The organism is Pseudomonas sp. WHRI 8519 (assembly GCF_040224055.2).
In the GTDB taxonomy this organism is placed as follows: domain Bacteria; phylum Pseudomonadota; class Gammaproteobacteria; order Pseudomonadales; family Pseudomonadaceae; genus Aquipseudomonas; species Aquipseudomonas putida_X.
This window is the reverse complement of sequence record NZ_CP167996.1, coordinates 567,884-586,979: the sequence shown is the minus strand read 5'-3', so window position 1 is coordinate 586,979 and position 19,096 is coordinate 567,884. Positions and strand designations below refer to the sequence as shown.

Here is a 19,096-nt window from a genome sequence, read left to right as displayed (position 1 = left end):
AGGTCCGGCGCAGTCTCAAGAACTGCCGCAGTCCTGTGGGAGCCGGCTTGCCGGCGATAGGGCCGGCACAGACGCCGGAATTCCAGCGCCGAGCGCGCTAACAAGCCAACCCCCACAGATACGGCGCAAGCCACAAGAACTGCCCCAGCCCTGTGGAAGCCGGCTAGCCGGCGATGGGCCTCACCCCCCCCTGAGTCAGGCCTTGCCGAGCAAACGAGCCAGGCCTTCTTCCATCGATGTCGGCTGCGGGAAGTCGAACCGGGCCAGCAAGCGCTGGTTATCCGCGCGCGAATGGCGGATATCACCCGAGCGCGCGGGGCCATGGCTGATCGCCGGCAGGCTGCCCACCACCGTTTCCAGTGCCTTGAGCAACTGATTGAGCGAGGTTGCCTGGTTCAGGCCGATGTTCACCGCGCCCTCTTCCACCTGCGCCATCTCCAGCGCTTGCACCATCACCTGCACCAGATCGCCGACATAAAGGAAATCGCGGGTCTGCTCGCCGTCGCCAAACACGGTGATCGGCAGCCCCTGGGTCGCTCGCTCGCTGAAGATGCTGATCACCCCGGAGTACGGCGAGGATGGGTCCTGGCGCGGCCCGAAGATGTTGAAGAAGCGGAACACCACCGGCTCCAGCCCATGCTGGCGACGGTAGAAGTCCAGATACTGCTCGCTGGCCAGCTTGTCCACCGCATAGGGGGTCAGCGGCGCCTTGGGCGTCTCCTCGGCAATCGACTGGCCTTCGCCGTTGTTGCCATACACGGCCGCGCTGGAGGCGAACAGCACCCGGCGCACACCCTGCAGGCGCATGGCCTCACAGATATTCAGGGTGCCGATGAAATTGCTCTGGTGGGTCTTTACCGGGTCTTCGACCGAGGCCTGCACCGAAGCCACCGCAGCCAAGTGGACCACTGCGCTGCAACCGGTCGCGGCGCGCTGAACCAGTGCGGCATCGGCAACATCGCCTTCGACCAGCTCGAGGCGCGGGTTGCCCAGTTGCAGGTTGTCGCGCTTGCCAGTGGACAGGTCGTCGAGCACACGCACCGCGTAGCCTTTAGCCAGCAACGCATCGCACAGGTGGGAGCCAATGAAGCCGGCACCGCCGGTGATCAGGATGGGGGCGTCAGCCATGGCGGTAGAATCGGTCCAGTAAAGGCGGCAGGCCGGCGCGCCAGGCACGCGGCTTGATGCCGAAGGTATGAAGGATTTTCTTGCAGGCCAGCACTGCGTTCTGTGGTTCTTCACTGGCATCCGGGCGGGCGGCATGGGCCTGCGCGGTCGGCGCCTGCACGGCCAGCTGGCGGTGCTGCCCGGCCTCTGCAAGGATCGCCTGGCCCAGCGCCAGCGGCGTGGTCGCCTCGTTACCGGCGTAGTGGTAAGTACCCCACAGCGGCGCGGTGCAATCGAGCTGCTTGAGCACCGACAGGATCACCCGTGCAGCATCGTCGACCGGCGTCGGGTTGCCGCGCCGGTCATCGGCCAGCAGCAGTTCCTGTGGCTGCTCGGCGCGGGTCAGGAAGCGGCCCAAGGCACCGTCGATGCTCTCGTCCAGCAGCCAGCCAAAGCGCAGCAACACATGCTGCGGGCACGCCGCACGCACGCTCTGCTCGATGCGCCACAACGCCTGACCACGCAGGCCCAACGGCACCGGCTCATCCTTTTCGCTATAGGCCGTGGCACGCGAGCCATCGAACACCCGGTAGCTGGAAGGCTGCACCAGGGTGATCTGGTGGTGCTGGCACAGCTCCGCCAGCCGCTCCACCGCCCGCTCCTGCTGAGCCAGGCGCTGTTCGCTGACCGACTCGGCCTGGAACCAGTCGAAGTAGTAAGCCAGGTTGACCAAGGCGTCGGGGCGATGATCGTCGAGCAGCTGGGTCAGGCTGGCCGGCGTCCAGCCGTCTTCCGGCGGGCGCGGCGCCAGAAATGCGATGTCCTCCTCGGCCCCGAGACGAATCAGCGCTTGCCCAAGGGCATTGCCACCACCCAACAGCATCAGGCGCATACGCATAGAGTCAGCAGATCCGAACAGGTTGATGAGGGAAAGGGGTCATTTTGCGGTTTCCAGGCGGGGAAGTCCAACCCTGAGGCTGACAGCACTGCCTGCGTAAGACGATTCCTACCATAGCAACGGACATTCCCCACGAATCGCAAGAGCGCGGCCCTACATCCGCGGTAAAAAATATCGAGTTAGATAGTCAGCACCCTAAAAACAAGTTCCACCTTCCCCTACATACAAAGAAATAACAATGACAGGGTTAAACTCAAAGTCCAGATCTCAGATCCTCAATCTCACACTCAACAAACCGCCAGCCAGCATCGACTTCTTACCAAGCTCTTACTCCGCACTATTGATCAACAATAGTCAGGCACCTCATGCTCGCGACATTTTCAAGGGCAACCGAAGACTGCTGGTTCGACTATTCGGGTATTCACCGGATGCAAGGCCAGTGACTTTACAACAAGATCCACTGATCGTACGCGGCTAAGGCGGGGGAGATATAAATGGAGATTGAAGTTTCATTACTCTTACCGCTGGCCTCGATCGCATTGCTCGCCGGTTTTTTTGATGCGATAGCAGGAGGCGGAGGGTTACTCAAGTTGCCGGCCTTTTTCATCGCAGGTGTCGATCCGGTGGCGGCAATGGCTACCAATAAATTTCAGGCCTCTTCAGCCAGTGTTTCAGCCGTATGGGCGTTCGCGCGCAAGCGAATGATCGAGTGGCGAACTGGCTGGCCCATGGCCGCTTTGTCATTCGTCGGTGGCGCTACAGGCGCATTGTCGATCAGCATGCTCGACAAAGCCCTCCTGGAATCAGTTGTACCCATCTTGCTGATTACAGTGGCCCTCTATTTCGCGCTCAGCCCCAAGCTTGATACCAAGGCGCGCAGGCAGAGGGTCTCGTATCTGGTCTTCACGCTGGCAGTTGCTCCAGTCATTGGGTTCTACGACGGTATATTCGGGCCAGGCACGGGGTCATTTTTCATGGTGGCCTTCACGTTACTCTTGGGGCAACACCTGATGCAGGCGATCTGCAGCAGCAAATTGCTCAATGCATCCTGCAACCTCGGCGCCCTTTCGGTGTTTGCTTTCAGCGGCGCAATCATCTGGCCCCTGGCACTGGCCATGGCAGTTTGCGCCATTGTCGGTGCGCAACTCGGCGCACGTTGTGCACTGTACTTCGGGCCACGGCTGATCAAGCCATTGCTGATCACTATTTGCTGCCTGATGTCGTTGAAGCTGCTACTCAGCGAGGGGCATCCGGTTGGGGAGTGGTTGCGACAACTTTAAGCCTTCATTGAACAGGCAATGAGCCGGGAGTCCGCCCCCTTTCCAACCGGTGCGGCCTCGGCAAAGTTGGCCCACCCACTGGCCATGTACTTCTCAGAGGTCACCGGCGGCAATACGTGTACAAGCGCTCATCTATTCGATTTCGAACAACCCGTTACTGAGCGGGCCCACGCTCAACCGCTCACGCACATCGTCATCGATGCGCGGATCATCCGGCTGATACAGCTTCACCTGCCGGTAGGCATTGATGCGATTGATCTCCTCACCCAGGTACTCCCACACCACGCGGGTACAGGCCGGGTTGCGCCGGTCGCCGCTGGAGACGCCGGTCTTCAGGCCATTCAAGCGGGTGATGCGGCTTTTGAAGCTGGGGATGAGGATGGTCTGGCTCATCTCGTTCAGGGTCAGCGACTCGTAGTCGATGAGAAACATCCGGTCCTGCAGCTGAAACGCCGCGCCCAGGTAGCGGCAACGCACCTCGGCATGCAGGTCGGTAGCGCTCGAGCGCTCCTGGCGCTCCTGGCGTTCGAACAGGAAGCGGCCGCGCTCCTCGCGCAGGTGCACCAGCGACACCAGGATCGTGCCGGGTACCGACATGCAGTTGGAGTACTCGAAGTAGTAGCCGCAATAGCGCGACAGGTTGCCGGCGTGCTCGTGCAGCGGGCGGAACAGCTCGCTGATCGGGTCGCTGGGCTGGTCGGCCAAAGCCGATACCCGGGCGCCGATCAAGCGGGCGAACTGTTCGGGTGGCAAATTCAGCTCGTAATCCTCGACACCGAAGAAATCACCGATGCGTTTGAGGTTGAACGCTGTCGGACGGCTCTGCCCGCTCAGGTACTTGTTGAACTGCGCGCGGTTGATCGACAGCTGGCGGCAAACTTCGGAGATAGAGCGGTAGTGGCTGCAGGCCAATTTGAGGTTGCTAGCGAAATGATCGCTCATTTTAGGCATCCAGGGTGACGCGAATGGCGCAAGTGTAGCATCAAGTCGCATCAACTCAGAGCAACCAGCGAAATTGTAACCACTCTTGTCATGGCCAACCATGCGCCCCAACGATAGCGGTGCGCCTGCCGTCCGCTGGTCTTTCACGCGAAGAATAAGAATCGAGGTCATTTTCCAATGCTCGAAGCACTCAACGATTTCCTTTCGGGGAAGCTTCTCATCGTGCTGATCGTCGGTCTCGGCGGTTACTTCACCATCCGCTCGCGGTTCGTACAGTTCCGCCATTTCGCCCACATGTTCAGTGTGTTCAAGGAATCGCTGCGTGGCCAGGCAGGCCAGTTGAGCTCCTTCCAGGCCCTGATGCTGAGCCTGGCCGGCCGCGTCGGCGCCGGTAACATCGCCGGTGTCGGCATCGCCGTGACCCTGGGTGGCCCGGGCGCCGTGTTCTGGATGTGGGTCACCGCCTTGGTGGGCATGGCCAGCAGCTTCTTCGAATGCACCCTGGCCCAGGTATACAAGCGCGCCGATGGCGATGGCCTGTACCGTGGTGGCCCGGCCTACTACATCCTGCACGGCCTGAAGCTCAGGAGCATGGCCATCGTGTTCTCGATCCTGCTGCTGGTCACCTACGGCTTCGCCTTCATGGGCCTGCAGTCGTACACCGTGACACACTCGCTACAGAACGCTTTCGGCTTTGACCCAAGCCACACCGGTATCGCCCTGGCGGTGCTGCTGGCCATCGTGTTCCTGGGCGGCATCAAGCGTATCGCTGCGGTCTCCGACCTGCTGGTACCGGTCAAGACCCTGGCCTACATCGCCGTAACCCTGTACGTGATCGGCACCCAGATCGAACACGTGCCGGCCATGCTGGAAACCATCTTCAAGAGCGCCTTCGGTCTGGACCCTGCATTCGCCGGCCTGCTCGGCAGCGCCATCGTCATGGGCGTGAAGCGCGGCGTGTTCGCCAACGAAGCAGGCTTGGGCAGTGCGCCCAACGTTGCTGCCGTGGCAGCTGTGAAACACCCGGGCGCACAAGGCGTGGTCCAGGCATTCAGCGTGTTCCTCGACACCTTCCTGATCTGCACCTGCACCGCCCTGCTGATCCTGCTGTCTGGCTTCTATACCCCGGGCTTCGAAGGTGACGGTATCGTCCTGACCCAGAACTCGCTGGCCGCGGTGGTCGGTGACTGGGGCCGCCTGTTCGTCAGCGTCGCGCTGTCGCTGTTCGTCTTCACCTGCATCCTCTACAACTACTACCTGGGTGAAAACAGCCTGCAGTTCCTCAGCCGCAACCGCATGGTATTGCTGGTGTTCCGTGGCCTGGTGCTGGCGCTGGTGGTATGGGGCTCGGTACAGGACCTGACGACCGTGTTCGCATTCGCCGACATCACCATGACCTGCCTGGCCTTCGTCAACCTGGTCGCCCTGGCCCTGCTGTTCAAGGTCGGCTTGCGCGTGATGCGCGATTACGATGACCAGCGCAAAGCCGGCATCAAGCAGCCTGTGTTCGACTCGAGCAAATTCGCCGACCTGGACCTGGACCGCGACGCCTGGCCGGCCAATCCTCAGGCCGAAACTGCCGCTGACACGACCGTCGGCCAAGTTCAGCCGCAGCGCTGATATCCTCGCCTGCCCAGCCGCCCCATTCGCGGGCGGCTGCCTACTCTCCGCTCACCGCTACGGATGCTTTCCATGCGTGCAGTCAAGAATCTTCTCGTCCTCTACACCGGGGGCACCATCGGCATGCTCGAAACCGCCGAAGGGCTGGCACCGGCCGGTGGTTTCGATGCGCGAATGCGCGAACACTTCGCCCAACTGAGCGATGCACCCCAGCTGCAGTGGACGCTGCAGGAAATGAACCCACTGCTCGACAGTGCCAACATGCAGCAGCACAACTGGCTGGCAATGCGTGATGCCATCGTCGATGCAGTGGACAATGACGGCCACGATGGCGTGCTGGTGCTGCATGGCACCGATACCCTCGCCCACAGCGCGGCGGCGTTGTCGTTCCTGCTGCTGGGCCTGCCGGTACCCGTACTGCTGACCGGGTCTATGTTGCCGGCCGGTGCACCGGGCAGTGATGCCTGGGACAACCTGTGCGGTGCCCTGCACCAGTTCGAACAAGGCCTTGAGGATGGCGTACAGCTGTACTTCCATGGCCAGCTGCTGCCGGGCTGCCGCGCCTCGAAGCTTCGCAGCGAAGCGTTCGACGCCTTCGCCGCGTTGCCGCGTCATCGTGAAGGCGAGCGGGCGAGCGACGTACCGGCCAAGTTGGGTTATCGCCAGCAGCGCCAGCCGGTGAACCTCGCGGTGATGCCGGTATTCCCGGGGTTGCAGGCCGAACACCTGCGTGCGCTGCTCGACACCGGGGTGCAAGGGCTGCTGCTGGAGTGTTACGGCAGCGGCACCGGGCCATCGGATGACCAGGCTCTGCTCGACGTGCTGCGCTCTGCGCGCCAACGTGGGGTGATGCTGGTTGCCATCAGCCAGTGCCCAGAGGGTTCGGTGGTGTTCGATACCTATGCGGCGGGCAACCGCCTGCGTGGTGCCGGCCTGGTCAGTGGCGGTGGCATGACCCGTGAGGCGGCGCTGGGCAAGCTGTTTGCGCTGCTGGGCGCGGGGCTGGATGCAGAGGCTGCAGAGCCGTGGTTTGCGCTGGACCTGTGCGGCGAGCGCGCGTGACCAGGAAATTGGCGGAAGGCAGCGGGAGTCGAACCTGCCCGGGAACGGCTGCCGTCCCCAACCGGGTTTGAAGCCCGGCCGCGCCACCGGGCGCGATTGCCTTCCTTGAACTCAGTGCCTGGCCTGCTGCTGGGCCAGGGCGCTGTCGGCGCGGATGTGACGCTGATCGGCAACCCTGCGGGTCAGGCCGATACGGTCGAAGTATTCCAGAATCTGCACACTGCGCTTGCGACCGATGCCCAACATATCGCGAAATGCGGCCACCTGCACTACCGGCGTTTCATTCGCTTGCCCAAGCAGCAGCTCTGCCATGCGCTGTAGCGTCGCCTCGGGGTAGAACAGGTCACGTACCACCTGATGCACGACGCCAAGCCTGGCCAACTTTCGGAGCAACAGGCGCACATCCGCCTCGGCACACTGTTCTTCGCTGGCCAGCGTCCGCACCCATGGCGGATCGAACTGCCCTTCCAGCAACCTTGGCTGCAGCCGCGACCATAGCGCGCTGTCGGCGTCGCTCAACTGCACCTTGTGATCGGGCAGATGCAACCACGGCCCGCTGCTGGCAATGGCGCCTTCGCCGAGCATTTCCTCGAGCAGGCTGACGAAGGCGGGACGCTCGACGGGCAAAGCGGCGAAGCGGCGCAGGCGGTCACGGTCCGGGCCGAGCTGGTCGGGCTCCTGCTCGTGGAACGACACCAGTTGTTCGCGCAGCTGGTGTTTGAGCGCCTGCCACTGGGTCTTGGCGAACAACAACTGGCCCTGCCTTGTGGCGACCACCTGCACATCAGCAGGCAACTGCCAGCCCTCACGCAAGCGGTTGAACTGGCGCTCCAGCCGCTGCGGGTCAAGCCCGCCCGGCGCGTTGTGGAGCAAGGCCATCAGGGCCTGCTCCAGCCCCTCGGCATCACGCAGCACCTTCAACTGGCGCAAGCGCGCCTCGCTGCGACGCTGCCGGCTCGGGGCGAACGGGTCCAGCACCGTACCGCCGCCAAGCGTGCGCTGGGCACGCTGGTCGCGCAGCACCAGGCGGTCGCCGTGCACGGCTTGCAGCGGCGCATTGAGCAACAATTGGGCGAACATACGCTGCCCTGCAGGCAGGCGCTCGCCTTCGAGCAGGGCGACCCGCGCGGTGACGTCCTGGGTGCCCAGATGTACGTGCACGGCACTGAAATGTTCGAAGGGACGGGCTTCCCCGGCGAGCAGTTGCAGTTCGATGTCCACCCGTGTGCTGGGCGCGTGCAGCCACTGCGATACCAGCCAGTCGCCACGGCGCACCTGCTCCATGGCGAGCCGCTCGGCTGCAATGTTCAGTGCCACACGCTGCCCGGCTTCAGCCACCAGCGCGGCCTGGTTCTGCGCATGCAGACCGCGTACGCGCACGGCTTTACCGGCCTTGCCCAGCAACAACGTATCACCCGCGCTCACACGCCCGGCCAGCGCCGTACCGGTGACCACCAGGCCAGCCCCGGTGACCGCGAAGACGCGGTCGATAGCCAGGCGAAAGCCCCCACGCACGCTGCGCCGCTTCAAGCGCTCGCCCGCCGCCAGCAAAGCATCACGCAGCGCTTCGACCCCCTCGCCGGTGACACTCGACAGCGGGAACGGCGCCGCCCCGGCATAAGGCCCGGGCGCCAGCAGTTGCGCAATCTGCGCCTGTACCTCGGCCACGCGCGCCGGCGCGACCCGGTCGCACTTGCTGATTGCCACCAGTGCCTGGGGAATGCCCAGCAACTCGATGATCGCCAGGTGCTCACAGGTCTGTGGCATGACGCCGTCATCGGCAGCCACCACCAGCAACACCAGATCGATACCATGGGCGCCGGCAAGCATGTTGTGGATGAAACGCTCGTGGCCGGGCACATCGATGAAGCCCGTCAGTGGCGCGCCTTCGGCGAGGGCGGCATAGCGATAGCCCAGGTCGATGGTCATGCCGCGCTCGCGTTCTTCCTGGCGGTGATCGCCGGCCTGCCCGGTCAGGGCCTGGAGCAATGCGGTCTTGCCGTGGTCGATGTGGCCGGCAGTCCCAACGATCACTGCACCGGCCCCAGCTGCAGGGAAGGTAACTGCGCCAACCACTGGGCTTCGTCGTCCAGTTGGCGCAGGTCGAGCCACAACGCATCATCGTCGATACGGCCAAGTACCGGCACCGCAAGGTCGCGCAAGGCGCGTTCCAGCACATGCAGGCTGCGCCCGCGCAATTTCTTCGACACCTGTGGGCGCAGGCACAGCGCGGCGCTGGGCAGGCGGGCGACCGGCTGGCTGCCGCTGCCGATCATGCCGAGCGCAGGCTCGACGCTGACCGCCCATTGCGCCCCTAGACGGGCTTTGAGCTCGGGGGCCAGGCGCTCGGCCTGGGCGTGGATCTCAGCCTGGCTGCGGGTCAACAGGCGCAGGCTGGGCAAGCGTTCGGCCAGCCTGTCCGGGTTGCGGTACAACGCCAGCACGGCTTCGAGGGCCGCGAGGGTGATCTTGTCGACGCGCAGGGCACGTTTGAGCGGGTTTTTCTTGATCCTGGCGATCAGGTCCTTGCGCCCGACGATGATCCCGGCCTGCGGGCCGCCCAGCAGCTTGTCACCGCTGAAGGTCACGATATCCGCGCCATCGGCCAGGGCCTGGCGCACAGTCGGTTCGGCGGGCAGGCCCCAGCGGGTCAGGTCGAGCAGACTGCCGCTGCCCAGGTCTTCGAGCAGTGGCAGCTCATGCAGATGGGCGATACGTGCAAGCTCTGCGGTGGGCACCTGGGTGGTGAAGCCCTGGATGCTGTAGTTGCTGCAATGCACCCGCATCAACAAGCCGGTACGCGGGCCGATGGCAGCTTCGTAGTCGCGGGCATGGGTGCGGTTGGTGGTGCCGACCTCGTGCAGGCGTACACCGGCACGGGCCATGATGTCGGGAATGCGAAAGGCGCCACCGATCTCGATCAGCTCCCCGCGGGAGATGATGCCCTCCTTGCGCGCGCCCAGGCTGTTGAGTGCAAGCAGCACGGCGGCAGCATTGTTGTTGACCACGGTGACCGCTTCGGCGCCGGTCAGCTCGCGGATCAGCCCTTCGATGAGATCGTCTCGGTCGCCACGCTTGCCGGTGGCAAGGTCGAACTCCAGGTTGAGCGGATGGCGGGCGGCGGTCTGCATGGCTTCAACGGCTTCCTCCGGCAACAGGGCACGACCCAGGTTGGTGTGCAGTACCGTGCCGGTGAGGTTGAAGACGCGGCGTACCTGGCTGCGCTGCTGGGCCGCCAGGCGCTCGCCGCTGCGGCCCAGGAGGATTTCAGCGCCCAGTTCGGCAGTGCCGAGTTGGCCGTTGCGAACAGGTTCGCGTAGGTCGTCGAGCAGTTGGCGCAGGGTGGCGAGCACCGCGTCGCGGCCATGGCGCTCGATCAGCGGGAGGCAGGCCGGGTGGCGTAGCAGGGTGTCGATGGACGGGAGCCGTGGCGTGTTGCTGGCGAGGCTTGAAGACATCAGGTACTACCTTATCCATTGTCTGTTCGGCCCTCATCGCCGGCAAGCCAGCGCTTGGTGGGAGCCGGCTTGCCGGCGATGAGGGCAACTCAATTGTGCAGTGTAGACACTCACCCACCACCCGGCGCCAGCATCAGGTTGGGTGCCAGCCGATGAAAGCCCTCCTCGTCCAAGCGAATATCCAGTGCCAGGCTGGCCAGATCATCGGCCAACGGCTCGGCAGCAGCGTCGTTCTCAAGATAATTCTGCTTCAGGTAGGTATTGCACCCCGGGCAGCATTCAGCCCGCAGCGGCGCCTTGCCCGGCGCATGGCGGTCATCCTCCAGGCTGGTGTAGCGCAAACCCTTGCTCGCCTCGCAGTACACGCACTTGACCCGCACCACATGCCATTCGCAGGCACACAACGAGCACGCCAGATAACGCAGGCCGTTGTGCTTGCCACGGTTACGTACCACCCCGGCCATGGCCGGCGAACCACAGGCCGGGCACTGGGCCTGGCTGCCCGACGGCTTGAGCTCAGGTGACGGTAGCCCCAGCAACCAGCTGGACCACGCCGCCTGCAGCGCGGCCCCCAGAAACGGCACCAAAGCTACGGGCACAGCGTCGTACTGCCCTGCCAGTAATGCGGCACCCCAGCCTTTGCGCTGGCTGTCGTCACTGCCGCGCAGTGCCTGCAAGGCTGCCGCCAAAGGGCCATCGGCCTCATCGTCGAACCGGTCGAGCAGCGCCTGCAACCACACCAGCCACGCCCCCTCGCGCACCAGGCCATCGGCTGCCAGGGGTGGCAAGCCATGACTTATGCACAGGCGCTGCCGGTCATCGGCCACTGGCAAACCACCAGGCGGGTTATCCACAAGCTGCTGCTGAATGCGGCACAGCCGTGCGACCAGACGCAAATAGTCGCCAAGGGCATGCCCTGCAGCGAGCTGCTCGAGGCGCACGGCGCGCAGTTCGAACAGGTTGGCGGGCGGCAGGTGCAAGAACGGCGGCATCACCGCCGACGCTTCGATCTGCCCCGGTTCGAGTATCGTGCTCAAGCCTTCATCCTTCTTTACGTCCATGATCACTCGGCGTCTTGTCGCCGGTCACTTCGCGATACCACAACTGATGGTGCTTGCGTGCCCAGGCGCGGCTGACCCAGCCATGCAGCATGGCGCCGATCGAGCCCTTGATCCAGATACCGGCGTAGATGTGCACGATGATGCTGAGTATCAGCACGAAGCCCGCCAGCGCATGGGCCAACGACGCCAGGCGGATCGAACCGATGTCGAAGAAATGGCTGAAATACGCGCGCCAGATCACCAGGCCGCTGAGCAGCAACACCAGCATGCACACCAACAGCGTCCAGAACAGCAGCTTCTGGCCAGCGTTGTACTTGCCGATCGGCGGCACGCCCTCCTCTTTGTTGAGCATCACCCGGTCGATGCGGCGCAGCCACAGGCGGTCGTTGGCAGTGATGAAGTTGGCGCGCCAGAAACGCACCACCAGGAACAGAAAGAACACGAACATGGCCACCCCGATGAAGGGGTGCAAGATCCGTGTCCACGGCCCCCCGCCGAACAGATGGCTGAGCCAGAACAGCGCCGGATGGAACAGCGCCAGCCCAGAAAGCCCGGCCAGCACGAACAGGATGGCGACGATCCAGTGGTTGGTACGCTCGTTGGCGTTGTAACGCAATATGGGTTTTTCGTCGTTCATGGCCGCTGCTCCCCTTGCCCACCGGGCTGCTTCGGATCATAGACATGCACCGCGGGGTCCACCTGGTGCACGCTGTCATCAGGTGGCGCGGGGTTGCGGTGTTCGTCCTCCTCGACCCGCTGCGGGCCAACCCGCACATAGTGGAAGAACCCGGCCAGCACCGCCGCGCCCATCGCCAGCAGCGCCAGGGGCTTGGTGATGCCCTTCCACAAGCCTACCAGTGGGCTGATCACCGGCTGGTCGGGCAGGCCGGCATACAGCCTGGGCGTATCGGCATGGTGCAATACATACATGACGTGCGTGCCGCCGACGCCGTCCGGGTCGTAGAGCCCGGCGTTGTCGTAGCCACGCGATTTGAGGTCGACGATGCGTTCGCCAGCATGCACCTTCATTTCGTCCTTGCTGCCGAAGACGATCGCGCCGGTCGGGCAGGTTTTCACGCAGGCAGGCTCCAGGCCCACGCTCACGCGGTCGGAACACAGCGAGCACTTGTAGGCCTTGTGGTCTTTCTGCGAGATGCGCGGAATGTTGAACGGGCAGCCAGTGATGCAATAGCCACAGCCGATGCAGTGGTCCTGGTTGAAATCGACGATGCCGTTGGCGTGCTTGATGATCGCTCCCGGGCTGGGGCAGGCCTTCAGGCAACCTGGCTCTGCGCAGTGCATGCAGCCGTCCTTGCGGATCAGCCACTCCAGGTTGCCATCGTCGCGCTCGTGTTCGGTGAAGCGCATCAGGGTCCAGGTCTCGGCCGTGAGGTCCTGGGGGTTGTCGTAGGTGCCGTGGTTATGGCCCACCTCGTCACGCAGCTCGTTCCACTCCGAACACGCCACCTGGCACGCTTTGCAGCCGATGCATTTGGTGGTGTCGATCAGCTTGGCGACTTCCTCTTGTTGGCGTACCGAAGGGGGTACGGTGGTGGTGGCCGAGCGGGCAATGATGTCTTGGCTGGCCATCAGATTTTCTCCACTTTGACGAGGAACGACTTGGACTCCGGCGTCTGCGTGTTGCCGTCACCGAGGAAGGGCACCAAGGTGTTGGTCAGATAACCGTGCCGCGTCGCGCCGGTGAAGCCCCAGTGCAAGGGGATGCCGATCTGGTGCACGGTCTGGTTGTTGACCTGCAGCGGGCGAATCCGCTTGGTCACCACCGCCACCGCTTCGATATGCCCGCGCTTGCTCGACACCCGCACCCGGTCCCCCGCCTTGATGCCCTTCTCGTTGGCCAGCACCTCACCGATCTCGACGAACTGCTCGGGCTGGGCAATGGCGTTGAGCCGGCAATGCTTGCTCCAGAAGTGGAAGTGCTCGGTCAAACGGTAGGTCGTTGCCGCATAGGGGAATTCGTCGTGCTTGCCGAGGGTGTCCCACACCGAATCGAAGATCCGCCCGGCCGGGTTGCTGGTGGCCTTGTTGTTCTTCGGGTGCAGTGGGTTGATGCCGATCGGCGTCTCGAACGGCTCATAGTGCTCGGGGAATGGCCCTTCGGCCATCTTGTCGATGGCAAAGAACCGTGCGACGCCCTCGGGGTTCATGATGAACGGGTTCATGCCCGCTTCCGGTGGCGAATCGACCTTGAAGTCGGGCACGTCGGTGCCGGTCCAGGCCTTGCCGTTCCACCATACCAGGCGCTTTTTCTCCGGGTCCCAGGGCTTGCCTTGCAGGTCGCTGGAGGCACGGTTGTAGAGGATGCGGCGGTTGGCCGGCCAGGCCCAGGCCCAGTTCTGCACCTGATGCATGCCGTAGGGGTCGCTGTTGTCACGCCGGGCCATCTGGTTGCCCTGCTCGGTCCAGCAGCCGGCGAAGATCCAGCAGCCGGACGCTGTGCTGCCGTCGTCCTTGAGCTGGCCGAAGCCTGCCAACTGTTGCCCGGCCTTGATCAGCGTACCGGTCGGATCGGTCACATCAGTGACCGCCCAGCCGTTCATTTCCTTGGCCAGTTCCTCCGGGGACGGCTCGTCTGCCAGCTTGTAGGGCCAACTGATGTTCATGATCGGGTCAGGGTAAGTGCCGCCCTCGGTCTGGTAGCGCTGGCGCAGGCGCAGGAACAACTCGCTCATGATCTGCACGTCGGTGCGGGTCTCGCCCGGGCCGTCGGCGCCCTTCCAGTGCCACTGCAGCCAGCGGCTGCTGTTGACCAGCGATCCATCTTCCTCGGCGAAACAGGTCGTGGGCAGGCGGATCACTTCGGTCTGGATAGTGGCCGTGTCGACGTCATTGAAGGGCCCGGCATTACGCCAGAACTCCGAGGTCTCGGTGGCCAGCGGGTCCATGACTACCAGCCACTTAAGCTTGCCCAAAGCCGCGGTCACGCGGTTCTTGTCGGGCAATGCGGCGATCGGGTTGAAACCTTGGCAGAGGTAACCGTTGACCTTGCCTTGGCCCATCATTTCGAACATGCGCAGCACGTCATAGGCCGGCACATCGAGCTTGGGCAACCAGTCGTAACCCCAGTTGTTGTCTGCCGTGGCATTGGCGCCATACCAGGCCTTCATCAGGCTGACATGGAACTTGCCGTAGTTCTGCCAGTAGGACAGCTGCCCAGGGCGCAGCGGCTTGGAAGCCCGCTTGTCGATGTAGGCGGCATAGTCCTGCTCGGCATCGCCAGGCAGGCTCAAGTAGCCCGGTAGCGAGTTGGAGAGCAAGCCAAGGTCGGTCAGCCCCTGGATGTTGGAATGCCCGCGCAAGGCATTGACCCCGCCACCCGGCATGCCGACGTTGCCCAGCAGCAACTGGACCATGGCCGCACTGCGGATGATCTGAGCGCCGATCGAATGCTGCGTCCAGCCCAGTGCATAGAGAATCGTCATGGTCTTGCCCGGTACCGAGCAGGTGGCGATTTCTTCCCAGATCTTCATCATGGCGTCCTGCGGCATGCCACAGGTCATGCTCGCCAGTTCCGGGGTATAGCGGCTGTAATGCTGCTTCATCAACTGGAACACGCAACGCGGGTGCTGCAGGGTCGGGTCGACCTTGGCGAAACCGTCTTCGCCCAGTTCGTAACCCCAGCCGGACTTGTCGGCATACACGCGCTTGGCGGCGTCGTAGCCACTGAACAGCCCGTCTTCGAAGCCATAGCTTTCTTTGACGATGAACGACACGTCGGTGTAGTTGCGCACGTACTCGTGCTGGATCTTGTCAGTGCTTAGCAGGTAATTGATCAGCCCGCCCATGAAGGCGATATCGCTGCCGGTGCGAATCGGCGCGTAGTAGTCCGCCACCGAGGCGGTACGGGTAAACCGCGGGTCGACCACGATCAGCCGCGCCTTGTTGTGCGCCTTGGCCTCGGTCACCCACTTGAAGCCGCACGGGTGCGCTTCTGCTGCGTTGCCACCCATCACCAGGACCAGATTCGCGTTGGCGATATCTGACCAGTGGTTGGTCATGGCGCCACGGCCGTACGTCGGGGCAAGACTTGCCACCGTCGGGCCATGTCAGACACGTGCCTGGTTATCGAACCCCAGCATGCCAGTTGCGCGGATGACCTTGTGGGTCAGGTAGCCGGCCTCGCTGGAGGCGGCGGAGGCAGCGAGAAAACCGGTGGTAAGCCAGCGGTTGACGGTTTGCCCTTGGTCGTTCTTTTCGATGAAGTTGGCGTCGCGGTCCTGCTTCATCAGTTCGGCAACGCGGTCGAGTGCCTCGTCCCAGCTCACCCGCACCCACTCCTTGCTACCCGGCTTGCGCACTTCGGGGTACTTGAGGCGGCTCTCGCTGTGGATGAAGTCCAGCAGACCGGCGCCTTTCGGGCACAGGGTGCCGCGGTTGACCGGATGGTCGGCGTCGCCTTCGATGTGGATGATGTTCTGTTTGACGTTCTTGCCCGCATCGCCCTGGCTGTAAAGGATCAGGCCGCAGCCGACCGAGCAGTAGGGGCAGGTGTTGCGGGTTTCCTTGGTGTGCGCCAGCTTGAAGTGGCGCACCTGCTCGGCGAAGGCCGGCGTCGGGGCCATGCCCAACGCCGCCAGGCTCGAGCCTCCAAGGCCGACAGCGGCGACCTTGAAGAACTGCCGACGGTTGAGGTCCATCGTGCACTCCTGATCAGGTTTCGGGCGCTCGGGGCTTTGCCGGCGCCTCGGGTCATCACGGTAGCGGCAAAGTGATGCCGCCAACCGTTAAGACTAGCCAATAATGCCAAAAGTGCGATTGACCCTAATCAGCAAGGCGGCAGATTGCGCGCCACATTCAAGGCCGCACTGCTCTGCGCCACCGGCATGATTTCGAGGGCGTTGATGTTCACGTGTGGCGGCTGCTCAGCGATCCACGCAACCGTGGCAGCAATGTCTTCGGGCAGGATCGCTTGCACGTCGCGGTACAAGGCATCCACCGCATTGAGGTCGCCGTTCAGGCGCACCACGGAAAAATCGGTCCCGGAACACAGCCCTGGCTCGATGTTGCTGACACGCACGCGGGTCCCTGCCAGATCGGCGCGCAGGTTCAGGCTGAACTGCCGCACGAACGCCTTGCTCGCACCATAGACGTTGCCGCCCGGGTAGGGATAGGTGCCGGCAATCGAACCGATGTTGATGATCATGCCGCTGTCGGCCTGCACCATCTGCGGCAGTACCGCATGGGTGACCATGGCCAGGCCGGTGATGTTGGTATCGATCATGCGCTGCCAGTTCTCGGTGCTGCAGGCCTGGGCCCGCTCGATACCCAGCGCCAATCCCGCGTTGTTGACCAGCACATCGATGCCCGGTGCAGCTTCGTTGATCTGCGCCACCGCTGCGCTGATCGACTGCCCATCAGTCACATCAAGCGCCAGTGGAATGAAGTTGTCGCCAAGTTCTTGCTCCAGCGCCTGCAGCTTTTCCATACGGCGGGCGCCCCCGATCACGCGGTAGCCCTTGGCAACCAGGGTGGCGCATATGGCCCGGCCAAAGCCTGAGGAGGCGCCGGTTACGAATGCAGTTTTCATCAGGTTTGTCTCCCAGAAGGTAATGTCAGACCAGGTACTTCACGCCAAGGCTGGTGAACAGGCACAACATCGAAAACACCAGCGCCTTGCGCACCACGTCGTTGCCTTTGCGCAGCGCCAGAGCACTGCCCATGTGATTGCCGAGGATGTTGCAAGCCACCAGGGGCAGCGCCAGCAGGTAGACCACCTTGCCGGCCATGATGAATGCGACCAGCGCACCGATGTTGGAGGCGAAGTTGAACGTCTTGGAGTTGGCCGAACTGGAAACCAGGTCCATACGCAGCAGGTAGTGGAAGGCGATGATGAACATGCTGCCAGTGCCTGGGCCGAAGAAGCCGTCGTAGAAGCCGATGGCCAGGCAGGTCAATGGCACGACGGTGTAGAGTATCCGCGTCGACAGCTCCCGCTCCTCTATCGGGCGGTCCTTGGGGGTGAGGAAGATCAGGATGCCGAAAGGGATCAACGCCAGAATGATCTTGCCCACGGTTTCCTGAGAGATCGACACGATCAGGTGCGCCCCCAGGTAGGCGCCGAGCAGTGAGAAAGGCACGCCGACCAGTGCCACCTGCCAGACCATCTTGCTGTTGGCCAGGAAGTTGCGGATCGCAGCCAGCGTGCCCAGCGTACTGACCAGTTTCTCCTGCCCCAGCGCTACCTGAGGCGGCATGCCCACCAGCAGAAACCCTGGTACCAGAAACAACCCGCCGCCCCCGGCAATGCTGTCCACGAAGCCCGCGACAAAGGCAATGGCGCCCAGCAGCAGGATCGCCAGCAGCCAGTGTTCCGCCCAGTAAGCGCCTAACAGTTCCATAGCAGTAATTCCGTCGATGAATGAAGAGAAATCAGGAGAGCACTTCGTACAGGTGGTCGGCCCGGGCGAAGCGCACCCGGTTCAGGTCGTTGACCGCGAACACCCGCAGCAGCCAACGGTCAGCGCCGTCGTTCTGGGGTTCGAAACCATCGCGGGCATGCAGCACACGCTGGTTTTTGAAGATCATGAAATCGCCTGGCAGCAGCAGGTGTGGCTCATCGAAACGCCGGGTCTCCAACAACCCGCGCAGGGTGGCCAGGGCCTGCTCGGCGCGCAGGTTCAGGCCGTGGGTGTTCTCGCTGTCGAAGCGGCTCAACCACTCGCCTGAATGGCCACGCACCAGCACCGGCAGCTCGGCAGTGCAGCGGCGGTTACCGGTGAACGAGTCAGGGCGGCGGATTTCGAATTGCGCGTCGCAAAGTTCGCGCACGGTCGCCAAGGGTAGCGCTGCGATCACGGCATCAAGGTTGACCAAGGTGGTGCTGATACGTGGGTCGCAGCGCATGCCGAAGAACGACAGGTATTCCGGGCAGCAGGACACGGTCCTCAGCGGCTCGGAAGACAATGGCAGGTCGGGATTGTCGACATGGTAGGAAAACCGCAGCCGCGAGCCATGCGAGCTCTTGTGACTGGAGGAGGTACGGGCCGGGATTACATGGCGAAACAGCCGACCGTCATTTTCACCCTCGTAGACAACCGGGTGAATACCCATCAGGTGCTGCATGGTCAGGCTGACCAGGCAGGCAATTGGCGTGCTGCGTGGGCTGAGCACACCGGAGTAAGGGGTAGGCGGTACATCGCGATCGCGTGGGCAGTTGCGCACGATCATGCTGGTCAGTTGCGGATCTTCAACGAAACCCCGTATCTGCTGGCACAGCGCTTTGCCCAATACCTCTTGCGCCTGCTCCTTGAGTTGCGGGTAAAGCTCTTTGCTGGTTTCGAAGTCGAGCGGGGTGTTGTTGAGCAAGGTTTGCCAGGCGCTGGAGACAACCCCGGGCAGGCGGATTTCCAGTGACGTCTGAGGCTCGGCTGCTTGTTGCAGGTGTGCGCTTTCCATTTCGGGTGCTATTCCATTGACCATTCGGTGTCGTGCCAAGCCGGGCAGAGGCGGCAGTCTTTGTTTTTTTTGAATCCGTTCACAGCTGAGCGATGTGAAAGGGCGATACCGCTCCAGGCATCGCCGCATTGCATCGACTCAATCATTGTAATTACAAAAATAGAATCGATTCAATTTAATTCATTGGCCGATTGCCACCATGATTGATTCCATCCAATCAACTCATTGATTTCAAAAGATTTCTTCGTAGCA

Annotated in this window: 15 protein-coding genes and 1 tRNA gene; 3 read left to right on the top strand and 13 right to left on the bottom strand. The window is 63.0% G+C overall.

The genetic code is table 11. The features are described 5' to 3' along the window. Window positions 1-195: 195 nt before the first annotated feature. Both ABRP30_RS02665 and ABRP30_RS02660 read right to left on the bottom strand, forming a co-directional pair. Window positions 196-1,128, bottom strand: a complete 933-nt coding sequence (locus ABRP30_RS02665) for an NAD-dependent epimerase/dehydratase family protein (RefSeq protein WP_349975223.1) — start codon at window positions 1,126-1,128, stop codon at window positions 196-198. Beyond that, a complete protein-coding gene (locus tag ABRP30_RS02660; protein WP_267820626.1) occupies window positions 1,121-2,005 on the bottom strand; it encodes a sugar nucleotide-binding protein in 885 nt (294 codons plus the stop codon). The genes ABRP30_RS02665 and ABRP30_RS02660 overlap by 8 nt, the downstream gene beginning before the upstream one ends. Before the next feature lie 494 nt (window positions 2,006-2,499). Here ABRP30_RS02660 and ABRP30_RS02655 point away from each other — a divergent pair, with 494 nt between their 5' ends. Continuing rightward, window positions 2,500-3,285 (top strand): TSUP family transporter, encoded by a 786-nt coding sequence (locus ABRP30_RS02655; RefSeq protein WP_349975222.1) that lies wholly within the window; start codon window positions 2,500-2,502, stop codon window positions 3,283-3,285. 132 nt (window positions 3,286-3,417) lie between these two features. On the opposite strand, the gene ABRP30_RS02650 is transcribed toward ABRP30_RS02655, so the two are convergent. Next, window positions 3,418-4,227 carry an XRE family transcriptional regulator gene (locus tag ABRP30_RS02650; RefSeq protein WP_349975221.1) on the bottom strand — a complete coding sequence of 270 codons (810 nt, stop codon included), beginning with the start codon at window positions 4,225-4,227 and terminating at the stop codon, window positions 3,418-3,420. Window positions 4,228-4,404: 177 nt separating this feature from the next. Here ABRP30_RS02650 and ABRP30_RS02645 point away from each other — a divergent pair, with 177 nt between their 5' ends. Both ABRP30_RS02645 and ABRP30_RS02640 read left to right on the top strand, forming a co-directional pair. Next, window positions 4,405-5,847, top strand: a complete 1,443-nt coding sequence (locus ABRP30_RS02645; protein ID WP_267820621.1) for a sodium:alanine symporter family protein — start codon at window positions 4,405-4,407, stop codon at window positions 5,845-5,847. Window positions 5,848-5,919: 72 nt separating this feature from the next. Then, window positions 5,920-6,909: an asparaginase gene (locus ABRP30_RS02640; RefSeq protein ID WP_349975220.1), complete on the top strand. Its 990-nt coding sequence runs from the start codon at window positions 5,920-5,922 to the stop codon at window positions 6,907-6,909. A gap of 9 nt (window positions 6,910-6,918) precedes the next feature. On the opposite strand, the gene ABRP30_RS02635 is transcribed toward ABRP30_RS02640, so the two are convergent. From ABRP30_RS02635 to ABRP30_RS02590, 10 genes are all read right to left on the bottom strand, one after another. Further along, window positions 6,919-7,014, bottom strand: a tRNA-Sec gene (locus tag ABRP30_RS02635). A gap of 6 nt (window positions 7,015-7,020) precedes the next feature. Next, complete coding sequence (gene selB / locus ABRP30_RS02630; protein WP_349975219.1) at window positions 7,021-8,943, bottom strand: selenocysteine-specific translation elongation factor; 1,923 nt, start codon at window positions 8,941-8,943, stop codon at window positions 7,021-7,023. Beyond that, window positions 8,940-10,367 (bottom strand): L-seryl-tRNA(Sec) selenium transferase, encoded by a 1,428-nt coding sequence (gene selA, locus ABRP30_RS02625; protein ID WP_349975218.1) that lies wholly within the window; start codon window positions 10,365-10,367, stop codon window positions 8,940-8,942. The genes selB and selA overlap by 4 nt, the downstream gene beginning before the upstream one ends. Before the next feature lie 110 nt (window positions 10,368-10,477). Further along, window positions 10,478-11,404: a formate dehydrogenase accessory protein FdhE gene (fdhE, locus tag ABRP30_RS02620; RefSeq protein ID WP_349975279.1), complete on the bottom strand. Its 927-nt coding sequence runs from the start codon at window positions 11,402-11,404 to the stop codon at window positions 10,478-10,480. A 4-nt stretch (window positions 11,405-11,408) separates the two neighbouring features. Then, complete coding sequence (locus ABRP30_RS02615; RefSeq protein ID WP_349975217.1) at window positions 11,409-12,065, bottom strand: formate dehydrogenase subunit gamma; 657 nt, start codon at window positions 12,063-12,065, stop codon at window positions 11,409-11,411. After that, window positions 12,062-13,018 carry a formate dehydrogenase subunit beta gene (gene fdxH / locus ABRP30_RS02610; RefSeq protein WP_349975216.1) on the bottom strand — a complete coding sequence of 319 codons (957 nt, stop codon included), beginning with the start codon at window positions 13,016-13,018 and terminating at the stop codon, window positions 12,062-12,064. Before fdxH ends, ABRP30_RS02615 begins: the two co-directional genes overlap by 4 nt. Continuing rightward, window positions 13,018-16,086: a formate dehydrogenase-N subunit alpha gene (gene fdnG, locus ABRP30_RS02605; RefSeq protein ID WP_349975215.1), complete on the bottom strand. Its 3,069-nt coding sequence runs from the start codon at window positions 16,084-16,086 to the stop codon at window positions 13,018-13,020. Before fdnG ends, fdxH begins: the two co-directional genes overlap by 1 nt. Before the next feature lie 128 nt (window positions 16,087-16,214). Then, window positions 16,215-16,976, bottom strand: coding sequence for an SDR family NAD(P)-dependent oxidoreductase (locus tag ABRP30_RS02600; protein WP_349975214.1), 762 nt, complete (start codon window positions 16,974-16,976; stop codon window positions 16,215-16,217). A gap of 25 nt (window positions 16,977-17,001) precedes the next feature. Beyond that, window positions 17,002-17,787, bottom strand: coding sequence for a TSUP family transporter (locus ABRP30_RS02595; protein ID WP_349975213.1), 786 nt, complete (start codon window positions 17,785-17,787; stop codon window positions 17,002-17,004). A 31-nt stretch (window positions 17,788-17,818) separates the two neighbouring features. Beyond that, on the bottom strand, window positions 17,819-18,844 hold the full coding sequence (locus ABRP30_RS02590; RefSeq protein WP_349975212.1) for a TauD/TfdA family dioxygenase: 1,026 nt from the start codon (window positions 18,842-18,844) through the stop codon (window positions 17,819-17,821). Between the last annotated feature and the right edge of the window lie 252 nt (window positions 18,845-19,096).